Here is a 25,062-nt window from a genome sequence, read left to right as displayed (position 1 = left end):
CCACCTTCCGGTGGCCGGCCCTCTCCTGCCAACCTTACGAAAGCATTAATCTCCTGCCGGTTTGCTGTACCCCCGGGCAACCCGTTGCCATCATGTAGGGACGGATCACCCACCAGAGCAGGGATGGAATGCAGAGTCATCCAGGAAACACCCCGCCATCCGGCGACGATCAGAAAGGCAGGTCCGTTGCGGCCAATGCCATCAACTTCGCCCACATCGCCCCCGTGCTTATTGCCGGCATGGGCTTGATCGTTTTCCTCGACTGGGCGCAGGACGTACTGTTGCCACTGGTAGCAGGCATCATGATCAGCTATGCCCTGGACCCGGTGGTCTCGTCACTGGACCGTCTGCGTATTCCCCGCCCGATTAGCGCCGCACTGGTACTCAGTAGCCTGCTGGCGATCCTCGCCCTGGCGGCCATGCCCTTGCAGAGCGAAGCCATGAAAATGCTGGAGCGCATCCCGGCCGCCGTTCAGCAATTCGAGCGGGAGAGCAGCCGCCAGCCCAAATCTGAAGGGTTGATGGAGAAAGCCCAGGAGGCAGCCAAGGAGATCGAGGAATCAGCGTCCAAATCCAGGGAGGAGCAACGCAGCCGTGTACAGGCGACAGCCGTGCGTGTCGTTGAAGAGCCCTTTAACCTCAGGGACTACCTTATGGAGCGCGCGGCGGGCGGAACCATGATGGTTACCCAGCTGTTCTCCGTGCTGTTCCTCGTCTACTTCGTACTCGCTATCGGCAAGCTCTACAAGCGCAAGATCGTACGCATGTCCGGTCCGGATTTCACAGCATGCGCAAGGTTGCTCGCATGCTCAATGAGTTCCACTACCAGATGCGCCGGTTCATCTTCGTCATGTTCCTGGGCGCGGTGTTCGTTGGTGTTCTCACCTGGCTGGCATTCATGTTCATTGGCGTTGAACAGTCCCTTCTGTGGGGTGTCCTGGCAGGTATTGCCAGTGCCATCCCCTATCTGGGTCCGTTTCTGGTCTTTATCGGTTCCGGTGCAGCAGCCTTTATCCAGTTCGGTTCCATGGATATGGCGATTGCCGTGTCAGGGGCATCACTGGTGATTACCAGTATCCAGGGCTACCTGCTGACGCCATGGCTCACCAGCCAGGTATCCAGTCTCAACGCCGTAGTCATCTTCATCGGCCTTCTGTTCTGGGGCTGGCTGTGGGGCCCCGTGGGGCTGATTCTGGCCACGCCGATCCTGATGATGACCAAGACACTGTGCGACCATGTGAAGAATCTGCAGGGGCTGGGGGAGTTGCTCGGAAAATAACCGGTGAGAGTATTCTAACGACAGGTAATATGTGATCAAATTCATGCACAAAAATTACCGGATCGCAGAGCCCATGGACGCCCACCCGGATACTCTCACACAGCTGGCCCGCCCCCACCGCAAGGCAGTACTGGTCGCCCTGCTCTGGATCACCATCAGCGGGGGCATTCTTTTCGGCTTCCTCAATGCCATGAAAGGCACCTGGGCCCTGGCCGGCGTGGAATGGGGTATGGGTCTCTACTCAGCTGTCCTGCTGTACTACGCCCACCGGACCCGGCACCTGGAGCGGTGGATACTGGCGTATATCTTCCCCTTCTTCACTGCCATGATGATCGCCCTCGCCACACCAACGGCCAGCGTGACCATATTCGGCTGGGTACTACTGATCCCGCTGGTGAGTCACCTTCTGCTGGGTCGCCGTGCAGGCCTGGCCATCTCCCTGCTGTTTATCGTCGTCGCCGCCATTATCTTCCTGTGGAGGTTCATGGATGACACGGCCGTCATGGATGCTCGCTCGGTTGCCAACATGATTGTCCTGACGGCATGCATCACGGTGTTTTCCCATGTTTACGAAGTCAGCCGTGAGCGCAGTGAGACCCAGTTGCTGCATATGGCGCAGACCGACTTCCTCACCGGGTTGCCCAACCGGTCCCGTATCAAGATGTTCTTCGAACGGGAAAAAAGCCGTGCGGTGCGTGAGGGGCAGCCATTGTCACTGCTGGTCATCGACCTGGACCACTTCAAGCAGGTGAATGACCACCATGGCCATGAGGCGGGTGACCGCGCCCTGATCTTCTTTGCCGACCTGCTTCGCCGTCGCCTGCGGACCACCGACCTTGCAGGCCGGCTGGGCGGTGAGGAGTTTGGCGTCATCCTGGTTAACACCGCCACGGTCACAGCCAGCCAGGTGGCAGAAGAACTTCGGCAGGCCCTGGCCACAGCCAATATCGAACACTCCGGTGAAGCCATACCCTTATCACTGAGCGTCGGCGTTGCCGAACTGGGGGTGGATGGTGAAACTCTCCAGGACCTGCTGGCGGTTGGCGACAGCCGCCTTTACCAGGCCAAGGAACAGGGGCGTAACCGGGTAGTGCCCCCACCAGTGACCAGCCGGGCAGCAGCATCATCTCAGTCTGATCGCTGACCGGAAGGCGTCGGTTGGTGCCGACAATCCGCCCGGACAGGCAGACACCAGCACCGTGACCAGCTAACATTACCCCTATTGGTATTGCCCTCAATTCATAAACAGAGATAGTGCCTGCGGATGGAGCTTGCTGACCACGCCAGCCTGATCAACGTGACGCTGTTAAACAGCTTGATTGTGGTCGCCGTAGTGCTTATTCATCATGAGAGCCTGGTCCGGCTCAGCGGGATACTGGAAAGCCTTCACCACACCCGCACACGACACTTCCGGCTCATAGTGGCGGTGTTCGGAATACTGATTGCCCACACGGTCCAGGTCTGGCTGTTCGCGAGTGTGTACTACTTCATGCACCACGCCAAGGGATGGGGCGAACTTGCCGGAAACTTCTCCGGAGCATTTATCGATGCCGTGTACTTCTCCTACACCACCTTTACCACGTTGGGCTTTGGCGACATCGAGCCGCTGGGGGCACTGAGGTATCTCACCGGGATCGAAGCATTGGCCGGGCTGGTACTAATCACCTGGAGCGCCTCTTTCCTCTACATGGAAATGCAGCGGTACTGGCCTACCCGATAGTAGCATCTCGCATGGTAGACGGTGCCGTGCAAATACCGGCTCAAAGGTTGAGGGACCGTTTTCCCTTGCTGAAACTACGCCACAGGAGCCGGTACGCCAGCGCCGCCGGTGAGCGGGGCGCAAACCAGTGGACGGGCTGGCGCAGTTCACCCATGCGTTCCACGTCACTGGCATAGGGAATGTAACCCGGCATCAGTTGTTCCAGTTCTTTGGGGGGCTGCTCCAGCAGTTGCCGGTGAAGCCTTTTACGGCGGTCGACCATGGTCCAGAACGGATAGAACTTGCGTCGATCGACCTTCTTGTCGGCAATGAAAGCCTGCATCTGGTGCCAGCTGTTGAGTGACAGCCAGGTGGGCACCAGTGGAACCAGCACCCGGTCCGAGACCCGGAATACCTGTTCCGCCAGCCGCGACAGGGAAGGCGGGCAGTCCAGGACGACCAGGCCGTAATCCTCCCCCAGGGGCTCCAGCCAGTCCGCCAGGGTGTTGCGGTCGCCGTGCTTTTCCAGTTGCAGGTCAATATTGCGGAAACTGACGTCCGCGGGGATCAGGTCCAGGTTATCAATCCCGGTCGGCACAATGGTCTTGCCGATCGGCGTCTTGCCCTTCACCAGCTTGCCCGCCTTGGGCACACGGGCGTCGCCGTCACCGGTGTTACCGAAATACCAGCTGACCGCTCCCTGGGGGTCCAGGTCCCAGAGCAGGGTGGGAATTCCGGACTCCGCAGCCAGGGCGGCAATGTTGGAGGCAGCGGCTGTTTTACCGACACCACCCTTGAGATTATGAAACGCAATGATCTTCACTGACCGAGCCTCGTCCGTTCAGGTTTCTGGCCCTTCGACCTGCCTGGTTGGGGCTCGCCACTCGTGAAACTGCTCCAGCAGTGACAGAAGGGCGGGAATAACAACCAGCACCAGCACGGTTGCCAATGCGAGACCGAAGGTGATCGACGCCGCCATGGGTATCAGGAACTGGGCCTGCAGGGACGTCTCGAACATCAGCGGCAACAGACCGCCGATGGTAGTAAGAGAGGTCAGTATAACGGCCCTTACCCTTTGTACCACCGCTTCGTTCAGTGCTTCATTAACCGCAAGCCCCTTCCGTCGCTCTGCCTGGTAGAAAGACACCAGGATAATGGCATTGTTCACCACGATACCGGACAGGCCGAACAGGCCGAACAGGGACAGCACCGTCAGCTTCAGCCCCATCAGCCAGTGCCCCAGCATTGCACCAATCAGGGCAAAGGGAATAATCGCCATGACAATCAGCGGCGTGGTCCAGGAGGCGAATACCCACACCAGCACCACGTACATCAGCGCCAGGCCGGCAATAGCGCCAACTTTCATGTCATTCAGGGTCTGTCGCTGGTCCGCCGAGCGCCCCTCAAAGCTGTACCGGACGCCCCAGGTGTCCGCCAGTTCCGGCAAGGTGTGGGTACGCAGGGACTCCAACACCTGGCCGGCGGTGGTTTCCGCCGGGTCCAGCTGGGCCGTCACTTCCACCGCCAGCTGGCCGTCGGCATGGCGCAGCGCATCAAAGCCCTGGCGGGGGCTGAGGGTGATCACCTGTTCCAGCGGCACGAAGCGACCATCAGGGAGGCGGATGGTCAGCCGTGACAGGGTGCTGACCCGCTCGCGTTGCTCCCGGGGTAACTGGACCCGGACCTCGATCTCGTCCCGGTCATCCTGGTAGATCTGCACCACCCGGCCATCAAAGGCCGCCCGCAACTGTCGCCCAACATCCAGGGTGGTCAGCCCGAGGCTCTCACCCCGGGGCGAGACTTCGTAGATCAGCTGCTGCCGCCCCCAGGGCAGGTCGTCCTCGGAATCCAGCACACCCGGCAGGGAGCGCATCGCTGCGGCGAGAGACTCTGCTGCCCGCTTCAGATTAACGGTATCAGCACCGGTAAGGCGGACATTCACATCCCGGCCCGGCGGACCCGCCTGCCGTTCGGTAATGGTCAGGTTCTCCATGCCCGGGGGTAGCTGGATCCGCTCTCGCCATGCCCGTACGAACCGGGCATTGCGGACGGTGCGATCGTCCGGGTCGACCAGCTCCAGCATCATGGAACCCACATCGTCACCGGAGCGGGCGGTACCGTCACCGGACTGGGCACTGCCATGGGTAGTGACCGCATGCAGGATCAGGTTACCCCCCAGGGCTTCCTCGGTTTCATTGAGGGTTTCTTCCAGGTGGGCAAGGAAGCGGTCCACGGTCTCCCGGTCGGTACCGGCGACGAAATTGGCATTGGCATAGAGCACGCTTGGCTCAGGCGTCGGAAAGAAACTGAAGCCGATTCGGTCCCCCGCCCACAGGCCGAAAGTGCCTGCGGTCAAAGTGAACAGGCTCGCCAACACGATGGAACGGTGCGCCAGTGTCCAGCGGGAGAGCCTCCGGCAGGGCCCCTGGCGGAACGCCTCGAAACGCCGGTCGAACCCCTGCCTGATCCGTTCCAGCCCCCCAACCCGGGCGTCCGGTTTACCCGGGGTAAAGGCATGGCGGAGATGGGCCGGCAGCACGATAAAGCACTCAAGCAGGGAGGCCACCAGCACACAGATCATCACAACGGGTATGTCTCCCAGGATGTTGCCAATCACACCGCTGACCACCAGTAACGGCATGAACGCCGCCACCGTGGTCAGGGAAGAGGCCACCACCGGCCACACCATGCGCTTGGCAGCCCCCTCGGACGCATAGGCGGACTGCTCCCCCATGCGGGCATGGGCATCGGCGTCCTCTCCCACCACGATGGCGTCATCGACGATGACACCCAGGGCCATGATCAGGGCGAACAGCGACATCATGTTGATGGAGCCGCCATACAGCCAGAGCGCACCCAGTGCCGCCATGAAAGCCGTGGGAATACCCACTGCCACCCACAGGGCAACCCGCCCCGGCAGGAACAGGTACAGCAATATCAGCACCAATACCAACCCGCCCAGGCCGTTACTGGTCAGGAGCGAGATCCGCTGGTCGATCAGCTCCCAGGTCTGGTCATAGACTTCCAGCGACACCGTCGAGGGCAACCGGGGCCGGGTTTCGGCCATCCAGTTTTCCAGTACCTCCGCAGCCCGTAGGGAATGTCCCTGCTCGGTCCTTAGCAGGCGCAGCTCCACGGCAGGCTTGCCGTCCCGGGTCAGGGTCACCTGCTGGTCCCGGGCTTCCTGGCGGATAACGGCAATATCCCCCAGGCGGATTCGCTCCCGGTTGCCGGCGATGATCGAAAGGTCGGCAAAGTCCTCCGGGGAGCGCCCCTGGCTGGTTGCCCGCAGCTCCCGGGTAGCATCCTGCTGCCCCATCAGTCCGGCGGGCAGGTCCCGTGACTGGGCCTGAACCCGATCAGCAATGTCATCCAGCGACAACCCCAGGGCCTGCAACCGCTCCACCGGCACATCGATGCTCATCTGCACGTCCGGCAGGCCGGTGATCTCGATGCGGTCGATGCCGGCCCGCAGCAACTCGTCCTCATAGCGGTAGGCCAGACGACGCAGTTCCTCCGGCGCCAGGTCACCGTAGATCAGCAGACGGGCTACTGGTTCATAGCGGCCAACCCGGCTGACCCGGGGCGTCTCGGCATCTGCCGGCAGGTTACTGAACTCCTCCACCTGCTGGCGTACATCATCCACAGCCTGGATGGGCTCGGTGCCTTCCTCGAACTCCAGGGTGATACTGGCCACCCCCTGGGCAGAGGTTGACGTCATCTTTTTCAGGCCGTTGATACTCCGGAAGCGCTGCTCCAGGGGGTCTGTAATGCCCTGCTCGATGTCTTCCGCCGCAGCCCCGCTCCAGACCACCTGGACATTGACGATATCCAGGGCAAAGGTGGGAAAGAACTGGATGTTCATGCGCATCAGCCCCAGGGCGCCGGCCAGCAGCATGAGGATCATCACCAGGTTGGCGGCAACCCGGTGGTGCACAAAGAAGCCGATAATTCCCTTGCGGCGACGGCTCATTCAGTCTCTGCTCCCGGTGCTTCCGCCACGGTGACTTTCAGGCCCTCGATGGCATTGGGCAGGTGAGTGGTGATTATGAGGTCACCCTCCTGCAACCGTTCGCTACGCACCAGGGCGTCGTAATAGCCACCTTCCCTGAGGGCTTCGCCCACCTGCTCGACCGGCACCCGGTGCATACGACCTTCTTCGGTCATCACATACAGGCTGTCGCTTCCATACAGGGCGCTGTAAGGCACAGCCACCGCCGAATCTACCGCCGGACGAAGCACCACCAGGGGCACCATGTCGCCTGGTCGGAGGCCAGACTGGTCTTCCCGGAGGCGGAAAATACCCAATGGCCCCCGGGGATCGCTCTCGCCCGCGAAGCCGGTCAGTGCCAACCGGTAACGTTGGTCTTCAGAAGTTGCTTGCACTGGCTGGCCGCCCTCCAACGACTTCTCCAGCGCCTGCGCAAACCGGGCAGGAATACGGGCGCGCACTTCCAGGGCCCGGGGCTGGTAGAGGGACAACAGCGGCGAATTGGCGGTCACCCGGTCGCCCACAGCCACTTCAACCCGTGCTACCACACCATCGAAAAGGGCCGTTGCGGTGGCCCGCTCAGCATCCCGCCGGGCCGCCGCCAGGGCTGCCTCGGCACGTTGCAACCTGGCTTCCAGGCTGTCCAGCCGGGCCGGGTGCTCTGCCAGGTTCTGCTCCCGCAGGGTAACCGCCAGCTCTGCTTGCTCCATGGCGTCCCGGGCAGTGTCCAAATCCCGCTGGGAAGCCAGGTTGCTACCCTGCAGCGACCGGGTACGTTCAAGTTGCCGGCGGGCGTTTTCACGAATGGCCTGTTCCCGAGCCAGCGCCTTGCGGTCGGTTTCCACCCGGATCTGCTCACTGCGTATCTGGGCTCGCAGGTCAGCCACTTCCGCCTCCGCCTGCTGCAATACCGGTTCCACGTCAGCGGGATCCAGGGCCACAAGCAGGTCACCCCTGGCAACACGGCTTCCCTCACTGACCGGTCGTTCCGCTATCCGGCCCGAAACCGGTGCAGTAACAGTCATCAGGTCGGGAGCCGCCACCTCGCCATAGACCGGCAGCGCCGGCTGCCAGGCGTCAAACTCGGCTTCCATCACCTGCACAGGCCAGGAGCGTTCGGTCTGACCGGCGGGCTCAGGCTCCGGACGGGTCAGCTTGAGCAACTGGAAAATGGCGATACCGGCAATGATGATAAACAGGGGGATCAGGCGTCTGATCATGGACAGGCACTCGTTGGAAAAGCGATTGCACCAGGAGACAGGTACCCGGTGCCTATTACGAACTGCACAGTATAGGTCAGCGGGCTTTAATGGAGGACAGGGGCACCTTGACCCGCATCATAAAAAAAGCCCTGAACGGAAAATCCGCGCAGGGCTGAATCGGTTATGCCCGCTCTGTGGATACGGACAACCGCCATTACCGGGTCAGTATATAACCTTCGCCGGCCCCGGGAATGAGGCAGAACGTCGCAGGCCAGCGGCGATAGTTGCGCCGGTAAACAAATGATCCCGGACAGAAACCTGGCGGGTTCCGCTGGCATTACAGGGTATAGCGCCCTTAAGCTTGGCATAATGGTTTTCGAACCCTCGACCAATCACACACGGACTGCGTTATGTCGGCAAAGAAATGGCTCCCCTGGATCCTGGTGGCATTACTGGCAATTGCCGCAACCTGGGCCTGGAACCAATACCGTCCCGGCGAATTGCCGGACTACGTCGTCAGTGGCAATGGCCGCATTGAAGCTACGGAAATCGACATTGCCACCCGGTCCGGTGGACGATTGCTGGAGGTGATGGTCCGGGAAGGTGACTTTGTTGATGCCGGACAGTTACTTGCGCGAGTCGATACCGAAAGCCTGCAGGCCTCACTGGCGGAAGCGCAGGCCCAGGTCCAGCAAGCCCGGCATTCCGAAATGGCCGCCGAAGCCCTGGTGTCACAAAGGGAAAGTGAAAAAGCGGCCAGCCTGTCCGTGGTGGCGCAGCGCCAGACTGAGCTGAACTCCGCCCGCAATCGCCTGAAGCGCTCCCAAGCCCTCGCTGACCGCGGCTCCATCTCCACCCAACAGCTGGAGGATGACCAGGCCGCCGTAGCCGGCGCTACAGCCGCCCTGAATGCGGCAAAGGCCCAGGTCTCCTCCATGGATGCCGCGATCGCCGCAGCCAAGGCACAGGTAGTCCAGGCGCAGTCCCTGATCAGGGCAACCGAAGCGACCGTGGAAAGACTGCAGGTAGAGATCGACGACGCGGACCTCAAGGCACCCCGTGCCGGCCGCGTACAGTACCGGGTTGCGGAACCCGGTGAGGTGCTGGCCCCCGGGGGCCGCGTGCTGAACATGATCGACATCAGCGAGGTGTTCATGACCTTCTACCTGCCGACCACCGCTGTCGGGCGGGTGGCCCTGGGCACAGAGGTGCGGCTGGTACTGGATGCCGCACAGGATGTCATCGTACCGGCCAGGATTTCCTTTGTGGCGAGCGAGGCCCAGTTCACACCAAAGACCGTCGAGACCCAGAGCGAGCGGCTCAAGTTGATGTTCCGGGTGAAGGCCAGCATTGATCCGGCACTTCTCAAAAAATACGCCCGTCAGGTGAAGACCGGGCTGCCCGGCATGGCTTACCTGCGGCTGGATGAGTCCCGGGACTGGCCAGCGGAGCTCCAGATGCCACAAGTGCAATAACCGGTGAGCCCCATGAATGGCCGCACGGACGCCCGACCCGCTCCAGTGATCCGGCTTGACGAAGTCACCCTCCACTACCGCAAGCACCCTGCCCTGCAGGACATCACCCTTGAGGTCCCAGGCGGCTGCATGGTGGGGCTGATCGGGCCGGATGGTGTCGGAAAGTCCAGTCTGCTGTCCCTGATTGCCGGCGCCCGCGCGATCCAGCAGGGCTCGATCCATGTGCTTGGCGGTGAGATGGCGGACGCCCGCCACCGCAGGCTCACGGGTCCGCGGATCGCCTACATGCCCCAGGGGCTTGGCAAAAACCTCTACGCCACCCTGTCGGTTCAGGAGAACCTGGATTTCTTTGCCCGGTTGTTCGGCCATGAGCGGCAGGAGCGCGACCAGCGCGTCAATGAACTCCTTGCTGCCACCGGCCTGCTGGAATTCCGTGACCGGCCCGCCGGCAAGCTGTCCGGCGGCATGAAGCAGAAGCTGGGGCTGTGCTGTGCATTGATCCATGACCCGGACCTTCTGATACTGGACGAGCCCACCACCGGGGTCGACCCGCTCTCCCGCTCCCAGTTCTGGGCACTGGTGGAACGGGTGCGAAGCCGCCGCCCGGGCATGAGCGTGGTCATTGCCACTGCCTACATGGAAGAGGCCGAGCGCTTTGACTGGCTGGTCGCCATGGACGAAGGCCGGGTACTGGCCACAGGGACCGCAGAGGCACTGCGGGAGCGCACCGATACAGACACGCTGGAAGCGGCATTTATCCGCCTGCTGCCGGAAGAGAAAAGCCGCAAACACCAGGCAGTCACCATCCCGCCACGCACCAATGGAGCGGACGGACAACCCGATATCGCCATCGAGGCCGAAGGGCTGACCATGCGATTTGGCGACTTTGTGGCGGTGCAGGGCGTTAACCTGCGGGTGGAGCGGGGCGAGATCTTCGGCTTCCTGGGCTCCAACGGTTGCGGCAAGACCACCACCATGAAAATGCTGACGGGCCTGTTGCCAGCGTCGGAAGGCAATGCCCGACTGTTCGGGCACCCGGTGGATGCCACGGACCTGGATACCCGCCGCCGGGTGGGCTATATGTCCCAGTCCTTTTCCCTGTACTCGGAGCTGACCGTACGCCAGAACCTGGAGTTACACGCCAGGCTGTTTCACCTGCCACCGGGCAGCATTCCCTCCCGTGTTGCGGAAATGCTGGCGCGTTTTGGCCTCGAGGGTGTAGAGGACGAACTTCCCTCCGCCCTGCCCCTGGGGGTCCGGCAGAGGCTGTCCCTGGCGGTGGCAGTGATCCATCGCCCCGAGCTGCTGATACTGGATGAACCCACCTCCGGGGTGGACCCCATCGCCCGCGACCAGTTCTGGCAACTGCTGATCGACCTGTCCCGGGAAGACAGGGTAACCATCTTTATCTCCACCCATTTCATGAACGAAGCGGAGCGCTGTGACCGGGTCTCGCTGATGCATGCCGGCCAGGTCCTGGCCAGCGACACACCCACCGCCCTCAGGGAAACCAGGGGCGCAGAAACCCTCAACGATGCCTTCGTTGCCTGGCTGGAAGAGGCCGCCGGCAAGGCTGATGAAAGCGTGGCTCCGCCAGTGGCCAGGGGCAATGAAAACGGCAGGACACCCGGACGCTTCAGCCTGCTGCGCCTGTTCAGCTACAGCCGCCGGGAAAGCCTGGAACTGCAGCGTGATCCGATCCGCGCAACCCTGGCCTTACTGGGATCGGTAATCCTGTTGGTGATCATGGGTTACGGCATCAGCATGGATGTGGAAGACATCCGCTTTGCCGTGCTGGACCGGGACCAGACCAGCACCAGTCGCCAGTACCTGCTGAACCTCAGTGGCTCAAACTACTTTATCGAGCGCCCCCCGATTACCGACTACGGTGAACTGGACCGGCGCATGCGCAGCGGTGAACTGGAACTCGCTCTGGAGATACCGCCGGGATTCGCCCGTGACCTGCAACATGGCCGCCCGGTTGCCATGGGTGCCTGGGTGGACGGCGCCATGCCCAGCCGGGCAGAAACCGTAGCCGGCTATCTGCAGGCGCTGCATGGCGGCTGGTTGCAGGAGCAAATGCGTTTCCAGTCCACACCCGTCAGTCAGTCTCTCTCCATCAATGTCGAAACCCGTTACCGCTACAACCCTGACGTCGCCAGCCTGGTGGCCATCGTGCCCACGGTCATCCCGCTGTTGCTGATGATGATTCCCGCCATGCTGACGGCCCTGAGCGTAGTACGGGAAAAAGAGCTGGGCTCCATTATCAACTTCTACGTTACACCGGTGACGCAGCTGGAGTTCCTGTTGGGCAAGCAGATCCCCTACATCGCACTGGCCATGGCGAACTTCCTGCTGCTCACCGCACTGGCGGTTTTCGCCTTTGGCGTTCCCTTCAAGGGCAGTTACCTCGCCTATGTAACCGCCGCCCTGCTCTATGTAATGGCCGCCACCGGCCTGGGGCTGCTGGTGTCCAGCTTTATGCGCAGTCAGACGGCAGCCATCTTCGGCACCACCATAATCACCCTGATACCTGCTGTGACCTTTTCCGGTATGACGACACCTGTATCGGCGCTGGAGGGTATTCCCCGGGTAATTGGTGAGATCTATCCCACCTCCCACTTCCTGACCATCAGCAGTGGCACTTTTTCCAAGGCGCTGGGCTTTGCCGACCTGTCCGGCTCGTTCTGGCCGCTGGCGTTGTCCGTTCCCGTCATCCTGGGTCTCAGCCTGATAGCCCTGAAGAAGCAGGAGCACTGACCGTGGAACAACTGGGCAACATCTTTCACCTGACCATCAAGGAATGGCGCAGCCTGGGCCGGGACCGGATCATGCTCGCGCTGATCCTGTTCGCTTTCAGCGTCAACATCTACATCAGCAGTGCCAGCATCCCCGAAACCCTGCACATGGCACCGATTGCCATCGTCGATGAGGACCGCTCCCCCCTGTCGATTCGCATGACGGGGGCTTTCTACCCACCCTGGTTCCTTCCCCCGGCCAGTATCGAGCAGCGCCAGATCGATCCGTTGATGGACGCCGGCGACTATACGTTTGTACTGGATATCCCTCCCGGCATGCAGCGGGATCTGCTCGCCGGCAACCAGCCCACTGTGCAACTCAACGTGGATGCCACCAAGCTGACCCAGGCATTTCTCGGAGCAGGCTATATCCAGGCGATTCTCTCTGATGAAACCCGGGCGTTTGTACAGGGAGACCGCAGCGTCACGTCTCCCGTGGAACTGGAGATCCGCAACCGCTTCAACCCGGCCCTTAGCCAGAGCTGGTTTGGTGCGGTGATCGAACTGATCGACAACATCACCATGTTGTCGATCATCCTCACCGGCGCGGCCCTGATCCGGGAACGGGAACACGGCACCATCGAACACCTGCTGGTGATGCCGCTGCGGCCGGTGGAGATCATGGTAGCCAAGGTGGTGGCTATGGGGCTGGTGGTACTGCTCGCTTCCAGTACCTCCCTGGCACTGGTGGTAAAAGGATGGATGCAGGTGCCTGTTGAGGGGTCAACACTGCTCTTCGTTCTGGTGGCGGCCCTGCATCTGTTTGCCACCACCTCCATGGGAATCTTCCTGGCAACGGTGGCCCGGTCCATGCCACAGCTGGGGATGCTGATCATTCTGGTGCTGATCCCCCTGCAACTGCTTTCCGGCGGCGCGACGCCTTTCGAAAACATGCCTGCCTTCATCCAGGTCATCATGCAGCTGGCACCCACCACCCACTTCATCAGCCTGGCCCAGGCCATCCTCTTCCGGGGGGCGGGGCTGGCCATCATCTGGCCATCCCTGCTTGCCCTGTTGGTGATCGGCGGGGTGTTCTTTGCCCTGTCGTTGCGGCGTTTCCGCAAGAGTATTGCCACAATGGCCTGATATCAGGCCTTCTTGACGAACTCGGACTTCAGCTTCATCGGGCCGATGCCGTCGATCTTGCAATCGATATCATGGTCGCCGTCTACCAGGCGGATGTTCTTGACCTTGGTACCAACCTTGACCACCAGCGAGGAACCCTTCACCTTCAGGTCCTTGATAACGGTCACCGTATCACCATCCGCCAGTGGGTTGCCGTTGGCGTCGCTGACGGAAAGCCCGCCAGATACTTCGGACGGCTCGCCACCGGCTTTCCATTCATGCCCACACTCCGGGCAGACAAGGAACTCACCATCTTCATAGGTGAATTCGGACTGGCATTCAGGACAACTCGGTAAAGTGCTCACGATAAGCCTCGCTCTGTGGAAGGTCACAAGCGCTGGATGAGACAGACGGGACACTAGACGCCTGGCCACTCAGTACCCAACACTTCAAGGGGCGGGCATTATAGCGTATGGAGACAACTCAATGGGGGGCACACCCCACATGGGTGCCTGGGGACTGTGGGTTGCCTCCCTGAACTACCCCTTTGCCGGCACAAAAACCGGCGCACCGTCGGCTTCCACGGTGATCAGTTTCTGGTTATACAGGCTCTCCAGGGCAGACGGGACCAGCATCTGGCTGGCATGGCCCCAGCAGGCCTCACCATTCGGAAAGAGTAACAGAAGGTGGTCGCACCAGCGGGCGGCCAGGTTCAGGTCATGCAGGCACATGAAAATGGCCCGGCCGGCCTCGGCCTGCTGCTTCAGCAACTGCATGACGGCAACCTGGTGGTGAAGATCCAGGTGGTTGGTGGGTTCATCCAGCAACCAGGTATCCGGGTTCTGGGTCAGTACCGTGGCGATGGCTACCCGCTGGCGCTCACCTCCTGAAAGCGTGCTGACCAGCCGATCCTTCAGGTGAACCACATCCAGGGCCTTTAGCGCTGCCTCAGCGCGGTTCAGGTCATCGCCGCTTTCCATCTGCCAGAGGGACAGCCACGGATGGCGTCCGATCAGGGCGGTTTCCAGTACGGTGGCCGGAAAGCCATCCTGCCGGTCCTGGAACACCAGGCCCAGCTGTTGGGCCACGCTGCGCCGACGCACCTCCGTAAGCGGGTACTCACCCAGGCGAACCTCACCCTCCCGCGGCAGCCGCAGGCCCGCCAGCGTATGCAGCAAGGTGGTTTTGCCGGCACCATTCGGCCCCAGCACACCCCACACCTGGCCCGCTTCAACCGTCAGGTTCAGCGGGGAACCACCCGTCCGCCCCGGAATGTCGATCACCAGCTGACGAGCCTGCAAGGTGTCCATCAGCGACTCCGGTACAGCAGATAGAGGAACGTGGGCACGCCCAGCAACGCCGTAATGACACCGACTGGCAGTTGTTCGGGGGAAATCACCACCCGGGCCAGGGTATCTGCCAGTACCAGCAGGGCGCCGCCGCCCAGGGCGCAGGCAGGCAGGATAATGCGCTGATCATTGCCCAGCACCAATCGGAGCATATGGGGCACCACCAGCCCGACGAAGCCGATGCTGCCAGCGGTGGTAACCGCAGTAGCGGTCAGCAGGCTGGCGCCAATGTAGATGGTCCATTCCATGGGGCGCACGTTTACCCCCAGGGCAGCGGCCTGCAAAGGCCCCCGGGCGAGCACATTCAGACTGCGGCCCGCAGGTATAACCAGAAGGCAGGCGAGTACCAGAAGCACAAAGGCCGGCCAGGGGGACCCCGCATAAGCCACGTCTCCCATCAGCCAGTAGAGCATGCCCGGCAGCTCACGGGTCGGAGCGAGCGCCAGCAACAGGGTAATAATTGCGCCCCAGCCCGCCGCCACAACCACGCCGGTCAGTAACAGCCGGGTGGGCGTCCAGCTTCCGGTACCGTGGGCCAGGCCGAAAACCATTAGCGTTGACAACAGGGCGCCACCAAAGGCGGAAGCGGTGACAATAACGCCGGCCACCCCCGCGAGCATACTCAGCAAGGCACCCACCGCTGCGCCGCCGGACAGCCCCAGCACATAGGGATCTGCCAGCGGGTTACGCAGCAATACCTGCATCAGCGCGCCGGCAACCGCAAGCAGGCCGCCGGTAGCGAAGGCGGCAAGGGTTCGGGGCAGGCGCAGTTCCAGTACCAGCGTCCGATTCAGTTCGCTGCCGCTACCCGTGAGAGCCGCCAGGGTATCCGCCAGCGACAGGCCGGCGCTGCCCACGCTGACCGATAACACCATGGCGCCCAGCCCTGCCAGGGCCAGCAGTGCCAGGGGGCGAAAGGCGTCAAAGGCGGGCACGGGCCTGCTCCAACAGGTCGCACAACTCACGGGTGCCATCCAGCATGCGGAAGGTGGCTCGCTGCAGCAGGTCCGGGGAAACCTGGAAGAGATTGTCACTGGCCACTGCCGTCAGCGAGGGATAGTCCCGCCAGCGTTGTAGCCAGCCCTGTTCGGTATCGCCACGGCCGGCGGTAACGATTACTTCCGGGTCCACCATCAGCAGCGTCTCCACCGATATGCGGGGGACGAGGCGGGGCAGGTCACCGAACACGTTGGTGCCACCACAAAGCTGTATGGCCCTGCTGATCAGTTCATCGCCATTAATGGTCATCAGCGGCTGGTCCCACACCTGGTAGAACACCCGCACGGGCCTGGCCGTTTCATACTGCGATTCGATGGCCCTGATACCTGCCAGAAATTCCCCGGCACGCTGTTCTGCCAGCGGCTGGTGGCCGGTAAGCAGACCCAGCGCCTTCACAGTGGCGGCGATATCCTCGAACGTTCTGGGCGCCAGCCAGAACACGGGGATACCCAGCTCTGCCAGGCGGTCCAGCTGAACCCTGGAGTTTCCGTCGGTCCAGCCAATCACCAGATCTGGCTCGAGGGTCAGGATGGCTTCCAGGTCTACCCGCTTACTGTCGCCTACCCGGGGCAGCTCCCTCGCTTCAGGCGGATAGTCGCTCCAGGCGCCGGCACCCACCAGTTGGTCGCCAGCGCCAGCGGAATAAACCAGCTCGGTTGCACCGGGCGACAGGGATACAATCCGGACGGCCCGCTCCGACAGGCAGACCTCCCGTCCAAGGGCATCAACCGCACATAGTCCACCCGCCTTGCTGCCTGCTGCCAGCATAAGCAGTAACAGAAAACCAGCTATCGAGCTTAAGCGCCACGATAGCATTACCGGGTCACCTGTCTGGACCGGGACTTACTGAAGGAAATCATAACGTACTGACAGCATTGCGGTCCTGCCGGTGCTGATGAAATATTGATCACCACTGTACTGTGCCAGACGATGCTCCTCATCGAGTACATTATCCACCGTCAACTTGACCGACCACTGATCTGCCAGACTCACGCCAGCACGAAGATCCCAGTTGCCATACCCCGGGATACGCTTACGCTCGTAACTGTACCGGTGACTCTCCGCCCGAAGGGTCGTGCCGACGTACCAATCGTCGAAATGACGGTCGACATCAAGCCTGACGGTCTGCTCCGGTCGCCGGATCAGTGTGCTGCCGTCTTCCCTGTCTTCATAATCTCCAGCACTGGCACCAGCGCGCACAGTCCAATCGCTATTCTGCCAGCCCGCTGAAACTTCAATACCCCGAAGCCGCGCCTCCTTGACATTCAGAGAACGAAACTGGGTATTGTCGAAGATGATAAGCTGATCTACATCACTCTGGTAAAGGGCGACATCCCAAAACCAGTTTCCATAGTTACCTTCCATACCGATTTCGTAGCTGGTTGACTCTTCTGGCTCCAGGTCCGGATTACCGCCCCAGGCTGGTGGGGCGTACAGATCCAGAAAGGTTGGTACCTTGAAAGCTGTGCCAACACTGGCACGTAGCCGATGGCTGGAATCAATCCGGTAGCCGTAGGATGCGCCCCATGTCTCATGGGTGCCAAACGCATCATTGTCGTCACTGCGAGCACTCAGATGAAGCTCTGTTGGGCCGAAATTGAACAAGGCCTGACCAAAATAGGCATCGTTGCCGCGTTTGTCTTCGGTGAAAGACTGGGTCGAATCCAGCCGATCGGTCATGGTTTCTGCGCCAAGCACAAACTCATGCGTGCCAACCGTAAACCAGTTTTCCAGGCGAGATGTACGGGTGTTGGTATTGTATTCACCCGGGAAGGCACTCACATCATCCAGTTCATCCCTCGCATCAGAGAACTGCAGGCTTGTCCGCCAGTGGTCGGTAAGCGGAAAGTCGACGCCCACGCCTGCCACCTGGAACAAATAATCGTTGTACCCTCCTTCATACTCTGAGCGACCTTCGGCGCCAAGATAGGTCATATAAGCGCGAACGCCATTGGAAAACTCGTAACTTGCATTGAAGCTACCGGAGGTATTGTCGTAGGACTTGTCGTCTCCATTCTCCACCACCGGGGCGCCATCTGTCCGGAACCGGTTAATACCGACACCAAGAGAACTGTTTTCCTCGACGGAGGAAAGTCCAAGGGTGTAGTTCTGGGTGTCCAGGTTCCCGGCGCCGACCTCAACCCACCCTTTGGAACCCTCACTCTCTGGCGCGGTGTATGCCTGAACTACCCCACCCATTGCATCTGCACCGTAAAGACTGCTCCGACTACCCCTGACGATTTCCACCCGGTTGATCAGTTGAGGTGGCAGGTAGTGCCAGGCTGGTGAGCCAGATGTTACTGAACGAATACGAATACCGTTAACCAGCAAAACCGTCCCGTCAGACTCGTGCCCACGAATAAGTACCGTCGCATTTTTGCCGAGAGAGCCGTTTGCAGAGATGGCTATGCCGGGGCGCGAAACAATGACATCCTGGAAGTCTTTAGGTTGCTGCCGGCGTATTTCGGCTTCTTCAATCGTGGTAACAGACGAGAGACTTTCACCAACCGTTTTCGGACCCAGGGTGGCGGTCACCACGATAGGATCCATTGGCCGGGTATCGGTCTCTGACTGGGCAAAGGCATTCAGGGAAGGGGCGAGCAGGGACGCGCCTGCTACGAAAACGGGAACCTTGAGCATCATACTACTCCACAAACCGCGCGCACCCGCACGGGTTCAAGACATGCATTACGGAGTAGTCAGCGGGGCAGGCAGGACGGAGAGCGGAAAGATGCCGGGAGTCGCCTACCCGAGCCGCCCTCCGCAACTCCGGGTGTGTTCCCAGGCCGGTCTCCGGGCTTTTGAGCGAACCGCGGTGCGGTTACGGGCAACCGCCTTCCCACGACAATGCGCAGTGGCGGATTGGTTACCCTTATCTCAATTACCGTTGCGGGGGCAGCGTCGGACTGGCCCGAAGGCGCACCGACTTCCCGTTTCATCCCGCGCCATACTGGCAGCAGGACACCTGAAAACAGGGCGCAAGGCTAGCAACACCCCTTGTGGTGGTCAATGTAATTCATCAAGTGTTGCAGGCCACCCGTTCGCGAACCGCCTTGCTGCCCTGCTATATTGCAGTGGTTACCCTCAATGACACCATAGCAACAGGGCGGCCCATGCAAGCGGAACTGATCGACATCCGTAACCACTTACAGCAGCACGCACCCTTCGATGAACTGCCGGATGAGGCGCTGGACCGGGTGGCCGGCAGTATCGAGATTGCCTATTTCCAGGGCGGGGAAAAAATCCTGGAGCTGGGCCAGAAGAATACCGACCTGCATTATATCCGCAGCGGTGCGGCAGAACTCTACCGACGCTCCGGGGAGCTGTACAACCGGCTCGGCGAGGGCGAAATCTTCGGCCAGATCGGTCTTTTGATGGGTCGCCAGGTGCGCTTTCCTGCCACAGCCCTGGAGGACACCCTCATCTACCTGATCCCGTACCCGGTGTTTCAGGACCTGTTCGATAACCATGATGTCTTTGCCGACTTCGTGGAGGTAGAGGACAAGAGCCGCCTGCGCCAGGCCGTCACCCGATCGGACCAGGTCAACGACTCGATGACGGCGAAGGTCTCCCGGCTGATCTCTCGCCAACCGGTAACCGCCCCCTCCACCGTGCGCCTGCAGGAGGCCGCCCGCATCATGACCGATAACCGGGTATCGTCCCTGCTGCTGGTTGAGGGCAGCGGGGACGACGAGGGCAACCTGGTGGGTATCATCACCGATCGTGATCTGCGCACCCGGGCCGTGGCCGACGCCCTGCCGTCGGAAACCCCGGTGGCCGATATCATGTCACCGGATCTGATCACCATCCGGCCCGATGCGCTGGTGTTCGAGGCCATGTTGCAAATGCTGCACAACAATGTGCACCACCTGCCGGTCATCGAAAAGGGCAAGCCCCGGGGTGTGGTGGCCCTGTCCGATATCGTCAAGTATGAATCCCAGAACAGCCTGTACGTGGTCAGCAACATTCACCGCCAGCCCGATGTGAAAGGCCTCAAGGCCATCAGCCAGGAAGTCCGCAACAGCTTTATCCGGATGGTAAACGAAGACGCCAATTCCCACATGATCGGCAGTGCCATGGCCGGTATCGGCCGCAGCTTTACCCAGCGACTTCTGGAGCTTGGAGAGGAGAAACTTGGCCCGCCACCGGTGCCCTACTGTTTCCTCGCCCTGGGGTCCATGGCCCGGGATGAGCAGCTTATTGTCACCGACCAGGATAACGCCATGGTACTGGATGACAGTTTCGACCCGGCTGAGCACGACGCCTACTTCCTCGCCCTGGCAAAGTTCGTCAGCGATGGCCTGGCCGAATGCGGCTATGCCTACTGCACCGGCGATATCATGGCGACCAACCCCAAGTGGCGGCAGCCCCTGAAAGTCTGGAAGGACTATTTCACCGACTGGATCGATAATCCCAAGGCGGAAGCCCTGCTCAACAGTAATATCTTCTTTGACCTGGACGGGGTGTACGGTGAGGAGCGCTACGCCGAAGCCCTCAAGGAGCTGATCGCAGAAAAAGCACAGAACAGTCAGCGATTCCTGGCCATGCTGGCCCGCAATGCCCTCAATCGAACGCCACCCCTGGGCTTCTTCCGCCAGTTTGTGATGGAGGAAGATGGCAAACAGCAGAAAACCTTCAACCTGAAGCGTCGGGGTACGGCGCCGGTATCCGACCTGATTCGGGTGCATGCATTGGCCTGTGGATCCCGGGCCCAGAATTCCTTTGACCGGCTGCGGGACATTGGCAAGACCCGCTTACTGCCGGAAGACGGCGTGGGCAACCTGAGGGATGCCATGGAGTTTATCGCTATCGTCCGTATCCGCCACCAGGCCCTGGCCATGGAAGACGGGCGCGAACCGGACAACAACGTGCGCCCGGAAGATCTGTCCCCCTTCGAGCGCAGCCACCTGAAAGACGCCTTCCAGGTCGTCAGCCAGGCCCAGAAGTTCCTGCGCTATCGTTACAACGCCCAGATTCCCCGGTAGTCCCCGTGATAACAACGTTGTACACAGGAGAGCCATGAGCACCAGACGTAGAGCATCCGGTGACGGCCATCGGCCAACCGGCGACTGGCCAGATAGAATGTCGTCACTGGCAAGGGAAACCAGTGACCCGCGCCTGAGGACCTTCTATGAGGCCTTCTCCATCACGCCCGACACCACCGTGGAAGAGGTCCCGATGGTCGCCATGGACTTCGAAACCACCGGGCTGGACCCGAACCAGCACTCCATCGTCAGTATCGGCCTGGTGCCCTTCACGTTCCGACGAATTCGCCTGGCCGAGGCCCGTCATTGGGTAGTGCGTCCGCAGTTGCCACTGCACCAGACGTCGGTCACCATCCATGGCATCACCCATACCGATATCCAGGAGGCACCAGATTTGGGGGATATCCTGGATGAGTTATTGCCGGCCCTGGCCGGCCGTATTCCGGTCGTTCACTACCGGGCCATAGAGCGGCCGTTCCTTGATGTGGCATTGCGGTGGCGTCTGAAGGAAGGGATAGACTTCCCGGTGATCGACACCATGGCCATCGAAGCCCACCTTCACCCGGACCGGAACCCCACCCGCTGGCAGCGGTTATGGGGCAAGAAGCCGGTGTCCATCCGCCTGGCGGACAGCCGGCTGCGCTATAACCTGCCCCACTACCCGGGCCATAATGCGCTGATTGATGCCATCGGCACGGCGGAGCTGCTGCAGGCACAGATTCGCCATCATTTTGGCCCGGATACGCCGATTCGGGATCTCTGGCTGTAAATCAGTCCTCCCGGACCTTTTCAATGTAATCCCCGTAGCCGGCTGCTTCCATCTGGTCCAGGGGGATAAACGCCATGGCCGCCGAATTCATGCAGTAGCGCAGGCCCGTGGGCTCCGGACCATCGTTGAATACGTGCCCCAGGTGCGAGTCGGCATAGCGGCTGCGAATCTCGGTGCGGGTCATCCACAGCTTGTTGTCTTCCCGCTCCACCACCGCCTCCGGGTTGATGGGACGGGTAAAGCTGGGCCAGCCGGTGCCTGATTTGTACATATCCCGTGACGAAAACAGGGGCTCACCCGAGACGATATCCACATAGAGACCTGGCTCCTTGTTATCCCAGTACTCATTATTGAACGCCCTTTCGGTACCGTCTTCCCGGGCCACCTCGTACTGGAGGTCGGTGAGTTCAGCCCGCAGCGTCGCCTCATCCGGCATCCGGAAACTCTCCGGATCGAAGCCGGGGCCAGCCACGATGCGGTCAGTCACCGAACTGGTGGTGCCAGCCGCCTGGCCCTGGCGATCCGGCCGGAACTGTGAGAAATCCAGCTCTTGGTCTTCACCCCAGACCTTGTCAATAAACTGGAAACGGCCGCTGTTGAAGGTGTAGACCTTGTAGCGGATGGGGTTCTTCTCGTAGTAGTCCTGGTGGTATCCCTCGGCGTCCCAGAACTTGTCCAGGGGCACGATTTCGATCACAACCGGGCCGTCGTAGCGGCCGGAATCCGCCAGCGCCTGCCTTGAGGCTTCGGCGATTTCCCTTTGCGCGTCGTCATGATAGAAAATCGCCGGGCGGTACTGCTGCCCCCGGTCCACGAACTGGCCGTTGGCATCCGTTGGATCCATAAAGCGCCAGAAACCTTCCACCAGGCCCTCGTAGGTGATCTCTTCCGGATCGTAATACACCTGGACTGCCTCGGTATGACCGGTACGGCCTGAGGACACCTGCTCATAGGTGGGTGAAGGCTCATCCCCCCCGGCGTACCCGGAGACAGCTTCGACCACACCTGGAATCTTTTCGAACCCTGCTTCCACACACCAGAAGCAGCCGCCGGCAAAGGTCGCTACGGCGAGACCCGGGTTTTCCGGTGCGTAGGCGGACTGCTCGGGCTCATTCTGGGCGACGGCCACTGCCCACAGGCCCAACGCACCTGTGATTAACAGCGCCATCCATCCTGTTCGTTTTTTCAAAACACTATCCCCTTTGCCACATCGGTCAACAAACCGCCGTGCCCTGGCAGCACCAGGGGATTCAAGCGGCCTTTCAGGCTTTGAGGGGTAACGGCCCAATGGGTTCCCCTCGAGTGAATGCCACGCCGGCTGGCGTGGAGAAGTCTGGGAAGGTATACGAACGAGCGCACTGGATAGTGCATAGGGGAAGGCCGAAAACCGGCTCCCGGGCCGTTGCAGCCCGGGAACCTGGCACCTGAATGACAGGTCAGGGGTTTCCAGCGTGAGGAACCGCCACCCGGGCGGTGTACAGGGTGGCCTCGTTGGCCTGTTTGCGACGTTTCGCGGAGGAGTCCGGCGCACAGCACATCAGCAAGGTGCGGCCATCGGTATCACCCAGCATGCAGGCGAACACGCCCTGGCCTTCCGGGGCCTTGATCTCGTCGGTGATCTCGCCGCCTTCAGCCACGCGGATACAGCGCTGGTTGAAGGCATCGGCAATCCAGATCTGCCCTTCAGCGTCCAGACAGCAGCCGTCGGGGCCGATGCTGAGCTGTTTCAGCATATCGGCACGGGGGCCGGGCGCTGGCCTCGGGCCGAACTCGGCCCAGTCCCGGCGGTCATAGAGTTCGCCGTCGTCCGCGATGGTGAAAGCGGTCATGCGGTTGCCGAAGGTTTCGCCCACCACCAGGGTTTTCTGGTCCGGTGTAATCACCATGCCGTTGGGGAAGTACAGGTCTTCCGCCGCGACACTGAGCTTGCCTTCCGGGTCAATACGCATGAGCTTGGCCGGCTGCAGGTCGGCCCCTTCCATCAGGTCGAAGCCGAAATTGCCCACCCAGACATTGCCGTCATTGGCTGCCACCAGGTCATTTACATGCCCTGTTGCGTAGCCTGACAGGTCAGCATACACGCTGGTCTCACCCTCGGGTGAACGACGCATGACCTTGCGATCCACCATCGACACGTAGACCAGGGAACCGTCCGGCAACCAACCCAGACCGGATGACTGCTCCGGCGCATCCAGTACCTTTTCCACCAGGCCGTCGGTGGTAACCGTGTAAACACCGTGGCGGTAGAAGTCGGACACCCACCAGCGGTCATCTCGCCAGCGGGGGCCTTCGAAGAAACTGCCACCATCAGTAAGAAGGTTCAGTTCTGCCATGGTTGTGTCTCCTCAGAGAGCGCCCATCAGGCGATCACGAATGATGCTTTCCGCCTCGCCCATGATGCGGTTGATCAGCTCTTCACAGGATGGCACATCGTGGATCAGTCCGGCCACCATGCCGCAACTCCAGGCGGCCTCGTCCATCTTGCCCTCGTGCAGCACCATCTTGCCCTTGGCACCGGTGACCAGGTGACGGATGTCGTCGATCTGGGTGTCTGCGCCCTTCTCTTTCTCGATCCGCAGGATCTCATCCACCGCGGCGTTCTTCATCACCCGTTCGGTATTGCGCAGCGGGCGCATCACCAGCCGGGTCTGGAGCTCGTCGGCTTCCACGATGGTCTGCTTTACCGTGTCATGGACCGGGGCATCCTTGGTAGCCAGGAAGCGGGTACCCATATTCATGCCGTCCGCGCCCAGGGCCATGGCCGCCACCAGGCTACGTCCGTCAGCCATACCACCGGATGCCACGAACGGAATATCCAGCTCCTCGGCCGCCCGGGGCAGCAGGATGAAGTTGGGAACGTCATCCTCACCCGGGTGACCGCCACATTCAAAGCCATCGACGCTGACAGCGTCGCAACCGATCTTCTGGGCCTTGAGGGCATGGCGCACCGAGGTGCACTTGTGAATCACCTTGATACCGGCGTCCTTGAGGGCCGGCATGTACTTCTCCGGGCTGCGACCGGCGGTTTCCACGACCTTTACACCACCGTCGATAATGGCCTGGATGTACTCGGGATAGGGGGGTTCCTGGAACGACGGCAGGAAGGTGAGGTTCACGCCGAAGGGCTTGTCGGTCATCTCCTTGCAGCGGGCGATTTCCTTCGCCAGGTCTTCCGGGGTGGGCTGGGTCAGCGCAGTGATAATGCCCAGGCCGCCCGCGTTGGAAACGGCGGCTGCCAGCTCTGCATAACCAACCCAGTGCATACCACCCTGGATGATCGGGTGCTCGATACCAAACAGTTCAGTGATTCTTGTCTTCATGGAACTCCCCTGATGAATATCAGTGTTGTTTATCGAAATGGCGTTCCATTATTCATCAGGGAAAAGGGATTTACAAAGGCGGTGGCGATTCAGTGCAGGAACCCATGAGACGCCACCCTGCCACACCCCTG

19 protein-coding genes, 1 pseudogene and 1 riboswitch are annotated in these 25,062 nt (G+C 61.1%); of the genes and pseudogenes, 9 read left to right on the top strand and 11 right to left on the bottom strand.

Going from position 1 to position 25,062, the window contains the following annotated elements:
* Nucleotides 1–128: 128 nt before the first annotated feature.
* From LJ360_RS01785 to LJ360_RS01770, 4 genes and pseudogenes are all read left to right on the top strand, one after another.
* Nucleotides 129–710: pseudogene (locus LJ360_RS01785) on the top strand (AI-2E family transporter); the annotation flags it as partial.
* 77 nt (nucleotides 711–787) lie between these two features.
* Nucleotides 788–1,279, top strand: coding sequence for an AI-2E family transporter (locus tag LJ360_RS01780; protein WP_320108780.1), 492 nt, complete (start codon nucleotides 788–790; stop codon nucleotides 1,277–1,279).
* A 43-nt stretch (nucleotides 1,280–1,322) separates the two neighbouring features.
* On the top strand, nucleotides 1,323–2,423 hold the full coding sequence (locus tag LJ360_RS01775) for a GGDEF domain-containing protein (protein ID WP_245742454.1): 1,101 nt from the start codon (nucleotides 1,323–1,325) through the stop codon (nucleotides 2,421–2,423).
* A gap of 120 nt (nucleotides 2,424–2,543) precedes the next feature.
* Nucleotides 2,544–2,999, top strand: a complete 456-nt coding sequence (locus tag LJ360_RS01770) for a potassium channel family protein (protein WP_091848890.1) — start codon at nucleotides 2,544–2,546, stop codon at nucleotides 2,997–2,999.
* Between the two features lie 40 nt (nucleotides 3,000–3,039).
* On the opposite strand, the gene LJ360_RS01765 is transcribed toward LJ360_RS01770, so the two are convergent.
* The 3 genes from LJ360_RS01765 to LJ360_RS01755 are packed head-to-tail and all read right to left on the bottom strand — an operon-like array spanning nucleotide 3,040 to nucleotide 8,189.
* Nucleotides 3,040–3,801 carry a ParA family protein gene (locus LJ360_RS01765; protein WP_091848891.1) on the bottom strand — a complete coding sequence of 254 codons (762 nt, stop codon included), beginning with the start codon at nucleotides 3,799–3,801 and terminating at the stop codon, nucleotides 3,040–3,042.
* Between the two features lie 18 nt (nucleotides 3,802–3,819).
* Nucleotides 3,820–6,951 carry an efflux RND transporter permease subunit gene (locus tag LJ360_RS01760; protein ID WP_264995076.1) on the bottom strand — a complete coding sequence of 1,044 codons (3,132 nt, stop codon included), beginning with the start codon at nucleotides 6,949–6,951 and terminating at the stop codon, nucleotides 3,820–3,822.
* A complete protein-coding gene (locus LJ360_RS01755; protein WP_264995075.1) occupies nucleotides 6,948–8,189 on the bottom strand; it encodes an efflux RND transporter periplasmic adaptor subunit in 1,242 nt (413 codons plus the stop codon). Before LJ360_RS01755 ends, LJ360_RS01760 begins: the two co-directional genes overlap by 4 nt.
* A gap of 392 nt (nucleotides 8,190–8,581) precedes the next feature.
* On the opposite strand from LJ360_RS01755, the gene LJ360_RS01750 reads away from it, so the two are divergent.
* Genes LJ360_RS01750 through LJ360_RS01740 form a run of 3 tightly spaced genes read left to right on the top strand, consistent with a single transcriptional unit; the run spans nucleotide 8,582 to nucleotide 13,530 of the window.
* Entirely contained in the window at nucleotides 8,582–9,646 is a 1,065-nt protein-coding gene (locus LJ360_RS01750) for an HlyD family secretion protein (RefSeq protein ID WP_091848894.1), read from the top strand.
* A 12-nt stretch (nucleotides 9,647–9,658) separates the two neighbouring features.
* Entirely contained in the window at nucleotides 9,659–12,406 is a 2,748-nt protein-coding gene (rbbA, locus tag LJ360_RS01745) for a ribosome-associated ATPase/putative transporter RbbA (protein WP_264995074.1), read from the top strand.
* A 2-nt stretch (nucleotides 12,407–12,408) separates the two neighbouring features.
* A complete protein-coding gene (locus tag LJ360_RS01740; RefSeq protein ID WP_091848896.1) occupies nucleotides 12,409–13,530 on the top strand; it encodes an ABC transporter permease in 1,122 nt (373 codons plus the stop codon).
* Between the two features lie 2 nt (nucleotides 13,531–13,532).
* On the opposite strand, the gene LJ360_RS01735 is transcribed toward LJ360_RS01740, so the two are convergent.
* The 5 genes from LJ360_RS01735 to LJ360_RS01715 form a co-directional block, all read right to left on the bottom strand.
* Entirely contained in the window at nucleotides 13,533–13,874 is a 342-nt protein-coding gene (locus tag LJ360_RS01735; RefSeq protein WP_091848897.1) for a zinc ribbon domain-containing protein YjdM, read from the bottom strand.
* A gap of 174 nt (nucleotides 13,875–14,048) precedes the next feature.
* A complete protein-coding gene (locus tag LJ360_RS01730; RefSeq protein ID WP_091848898.1) occupies nucleotides 14,049–14,819 on the bottom strand; it encodes an ABC transporter ATP-binding protein in 771 nt (256 codons plus the stop codon).
* Nucleotides 14,819–15,733 carry an iron ABC transporter permease gene (locus LJ360_RS01725; protein ID WP_320108797.1) on the bottom strand — a complete coding sequence of 305 codons (915 nt, stop codon included), beginning with the start codon at nucleotides 15,731–15,733 and terminating at the stop codon, nucleotides 14,819–14,821. The genes LJ360_RS01730 and LJ360_RS01725 overlap by 1 nt, the downstream gene beginning before the upstream one ends.
* A gap of 46 nt (nucleotides 15,734–15,779) precedes the next feature.
* Nucleotides 15,780–16,673 (bottom strand): cobalamin-binding protein, encoded by an 894-nt coding sequence (locus LJ360_RS01720; RefSeq protein ID WP_264995073.1) that lies wholly within the window; start codon nucleotides 16,671–16,673, stop codon nucleotides 15,780–15,782.
* 27 nt (nucleotides 16,674–16,700) lie between these two features.
* Nucleotides 16,701–18,395 carry a TonB-dependent receptor plug domain-containing protein gene (locus tag LJ360_RS01715; RefSeq protein ID WP_264995072.1) on the bottom strand — a complete coding sequence of 565 codons (1,695 nt, stop codon included), beginning with the start codon at nucleotides 18,393–18,395 and terminating at the stop codon, nucleotides 16,701–16,703.
* A 228-nt stretch (nucleotides 18,396–18,623) separates the two neighbouring features.
* Nucleotides 18,624–18,841: riboswitch (cobalamin riboswitch) on the bottom strand.
* A gap of 129 nt (nucleotides 18,842–18,970) precedes the next feature.
* Here LJ360_RS01715 and LJ360_RS01710 point away from each other — a divergent pair.
* The gene (locus tag LJ360_RS01710; RefSeq protein WP_264995071.1) at nucleotides 18,971–20,842 is read left to right on the top strand and encodes a putative nucleotidyltransferase substrate binding domain-containing protein; all 1,872 of its coding nucleotides are present in this window, start codon (nucleotides 18,971–18,973) and stop codon (nucleotides 20,840–20,842) included.
* Between the two features lie 34 nt (nucleotides 20,843–20,876).
* A complete protein-coding gene (locus LJ360_RS01705; RefSeq protein WP_264995070.1) occupies nucleotides 20,877–21,611 on the top strand; it encodes a 3'-5' exonuclease in 735 nt (244 codons plus the stop codon).
* A gap of 1 nt (nucleotide 21,612) precedes the next feature.
* Here the strand turns inward: LJ360_RS01705 and msrA are convergent, their stop codons facing one another.
* The 3 genes from msrA to LJ360_RS01690 form a co-directional block, all read right to left on the bottom strand.
* Complete coding sequence (msrA, locus tag LJ360_RS01700; RefSeq protein ID WP_091848904.1) at nucleotides 21,613–22,779, bottom strand: peptide-methionine (S)-S-oxide reductase MsrA; 1,167 nt, start codon at nucleotides 22,777–22,779, stop codon at nucleotides 21,613–21,615.
* Nucleotides 22,780–23,047: 268 nt separating this feature from the next.
* Nucleotides 23,048–23,944: an SMP-30/gluconolactonase/LRE family protein gene (locus LJ360_RS01695; RefSeq protein WP_091848905.1), complete on the bottom strand. Its 897-nt coding sequence runs from the start codon at nucleotides 23,942–23,944 to the stop codon at nucleotides 23,048–23,050.
* A 12-nt stretch (nucleotides 23,945–23,956) separates the two neighbouring features.
* On the bottom strand, nucleotides 23,957–24,931 hold the full coding sequence (locus LJ360_RS01690) for an NAD(P)H-dependent flavin oxidoreductase (RefSeq protein WP_264995069.1): 975 nt from the start codon (nucleotides 24,929–24,931) through the stop codon (nucleotides 23,957–23,959).
* Between the last annotated feature and the right edge of the window lie 131 nt (nucleotides 24,932–25,062).

Origin of the sequence: Marinobacter sp. AN1, assembly GCF_026013985.1 — a bacterium.
Taxonomy (GTDB): Bacteria; Pseudomonadota; Gammaproteobacteria; order Pseudomonadales; family Oleiphilaceae; genus Marinobacter; species Marinobacter segnicrescens.
This window is presented reverse-complemented; position numbering and strand designations above follow the sequence as displayed.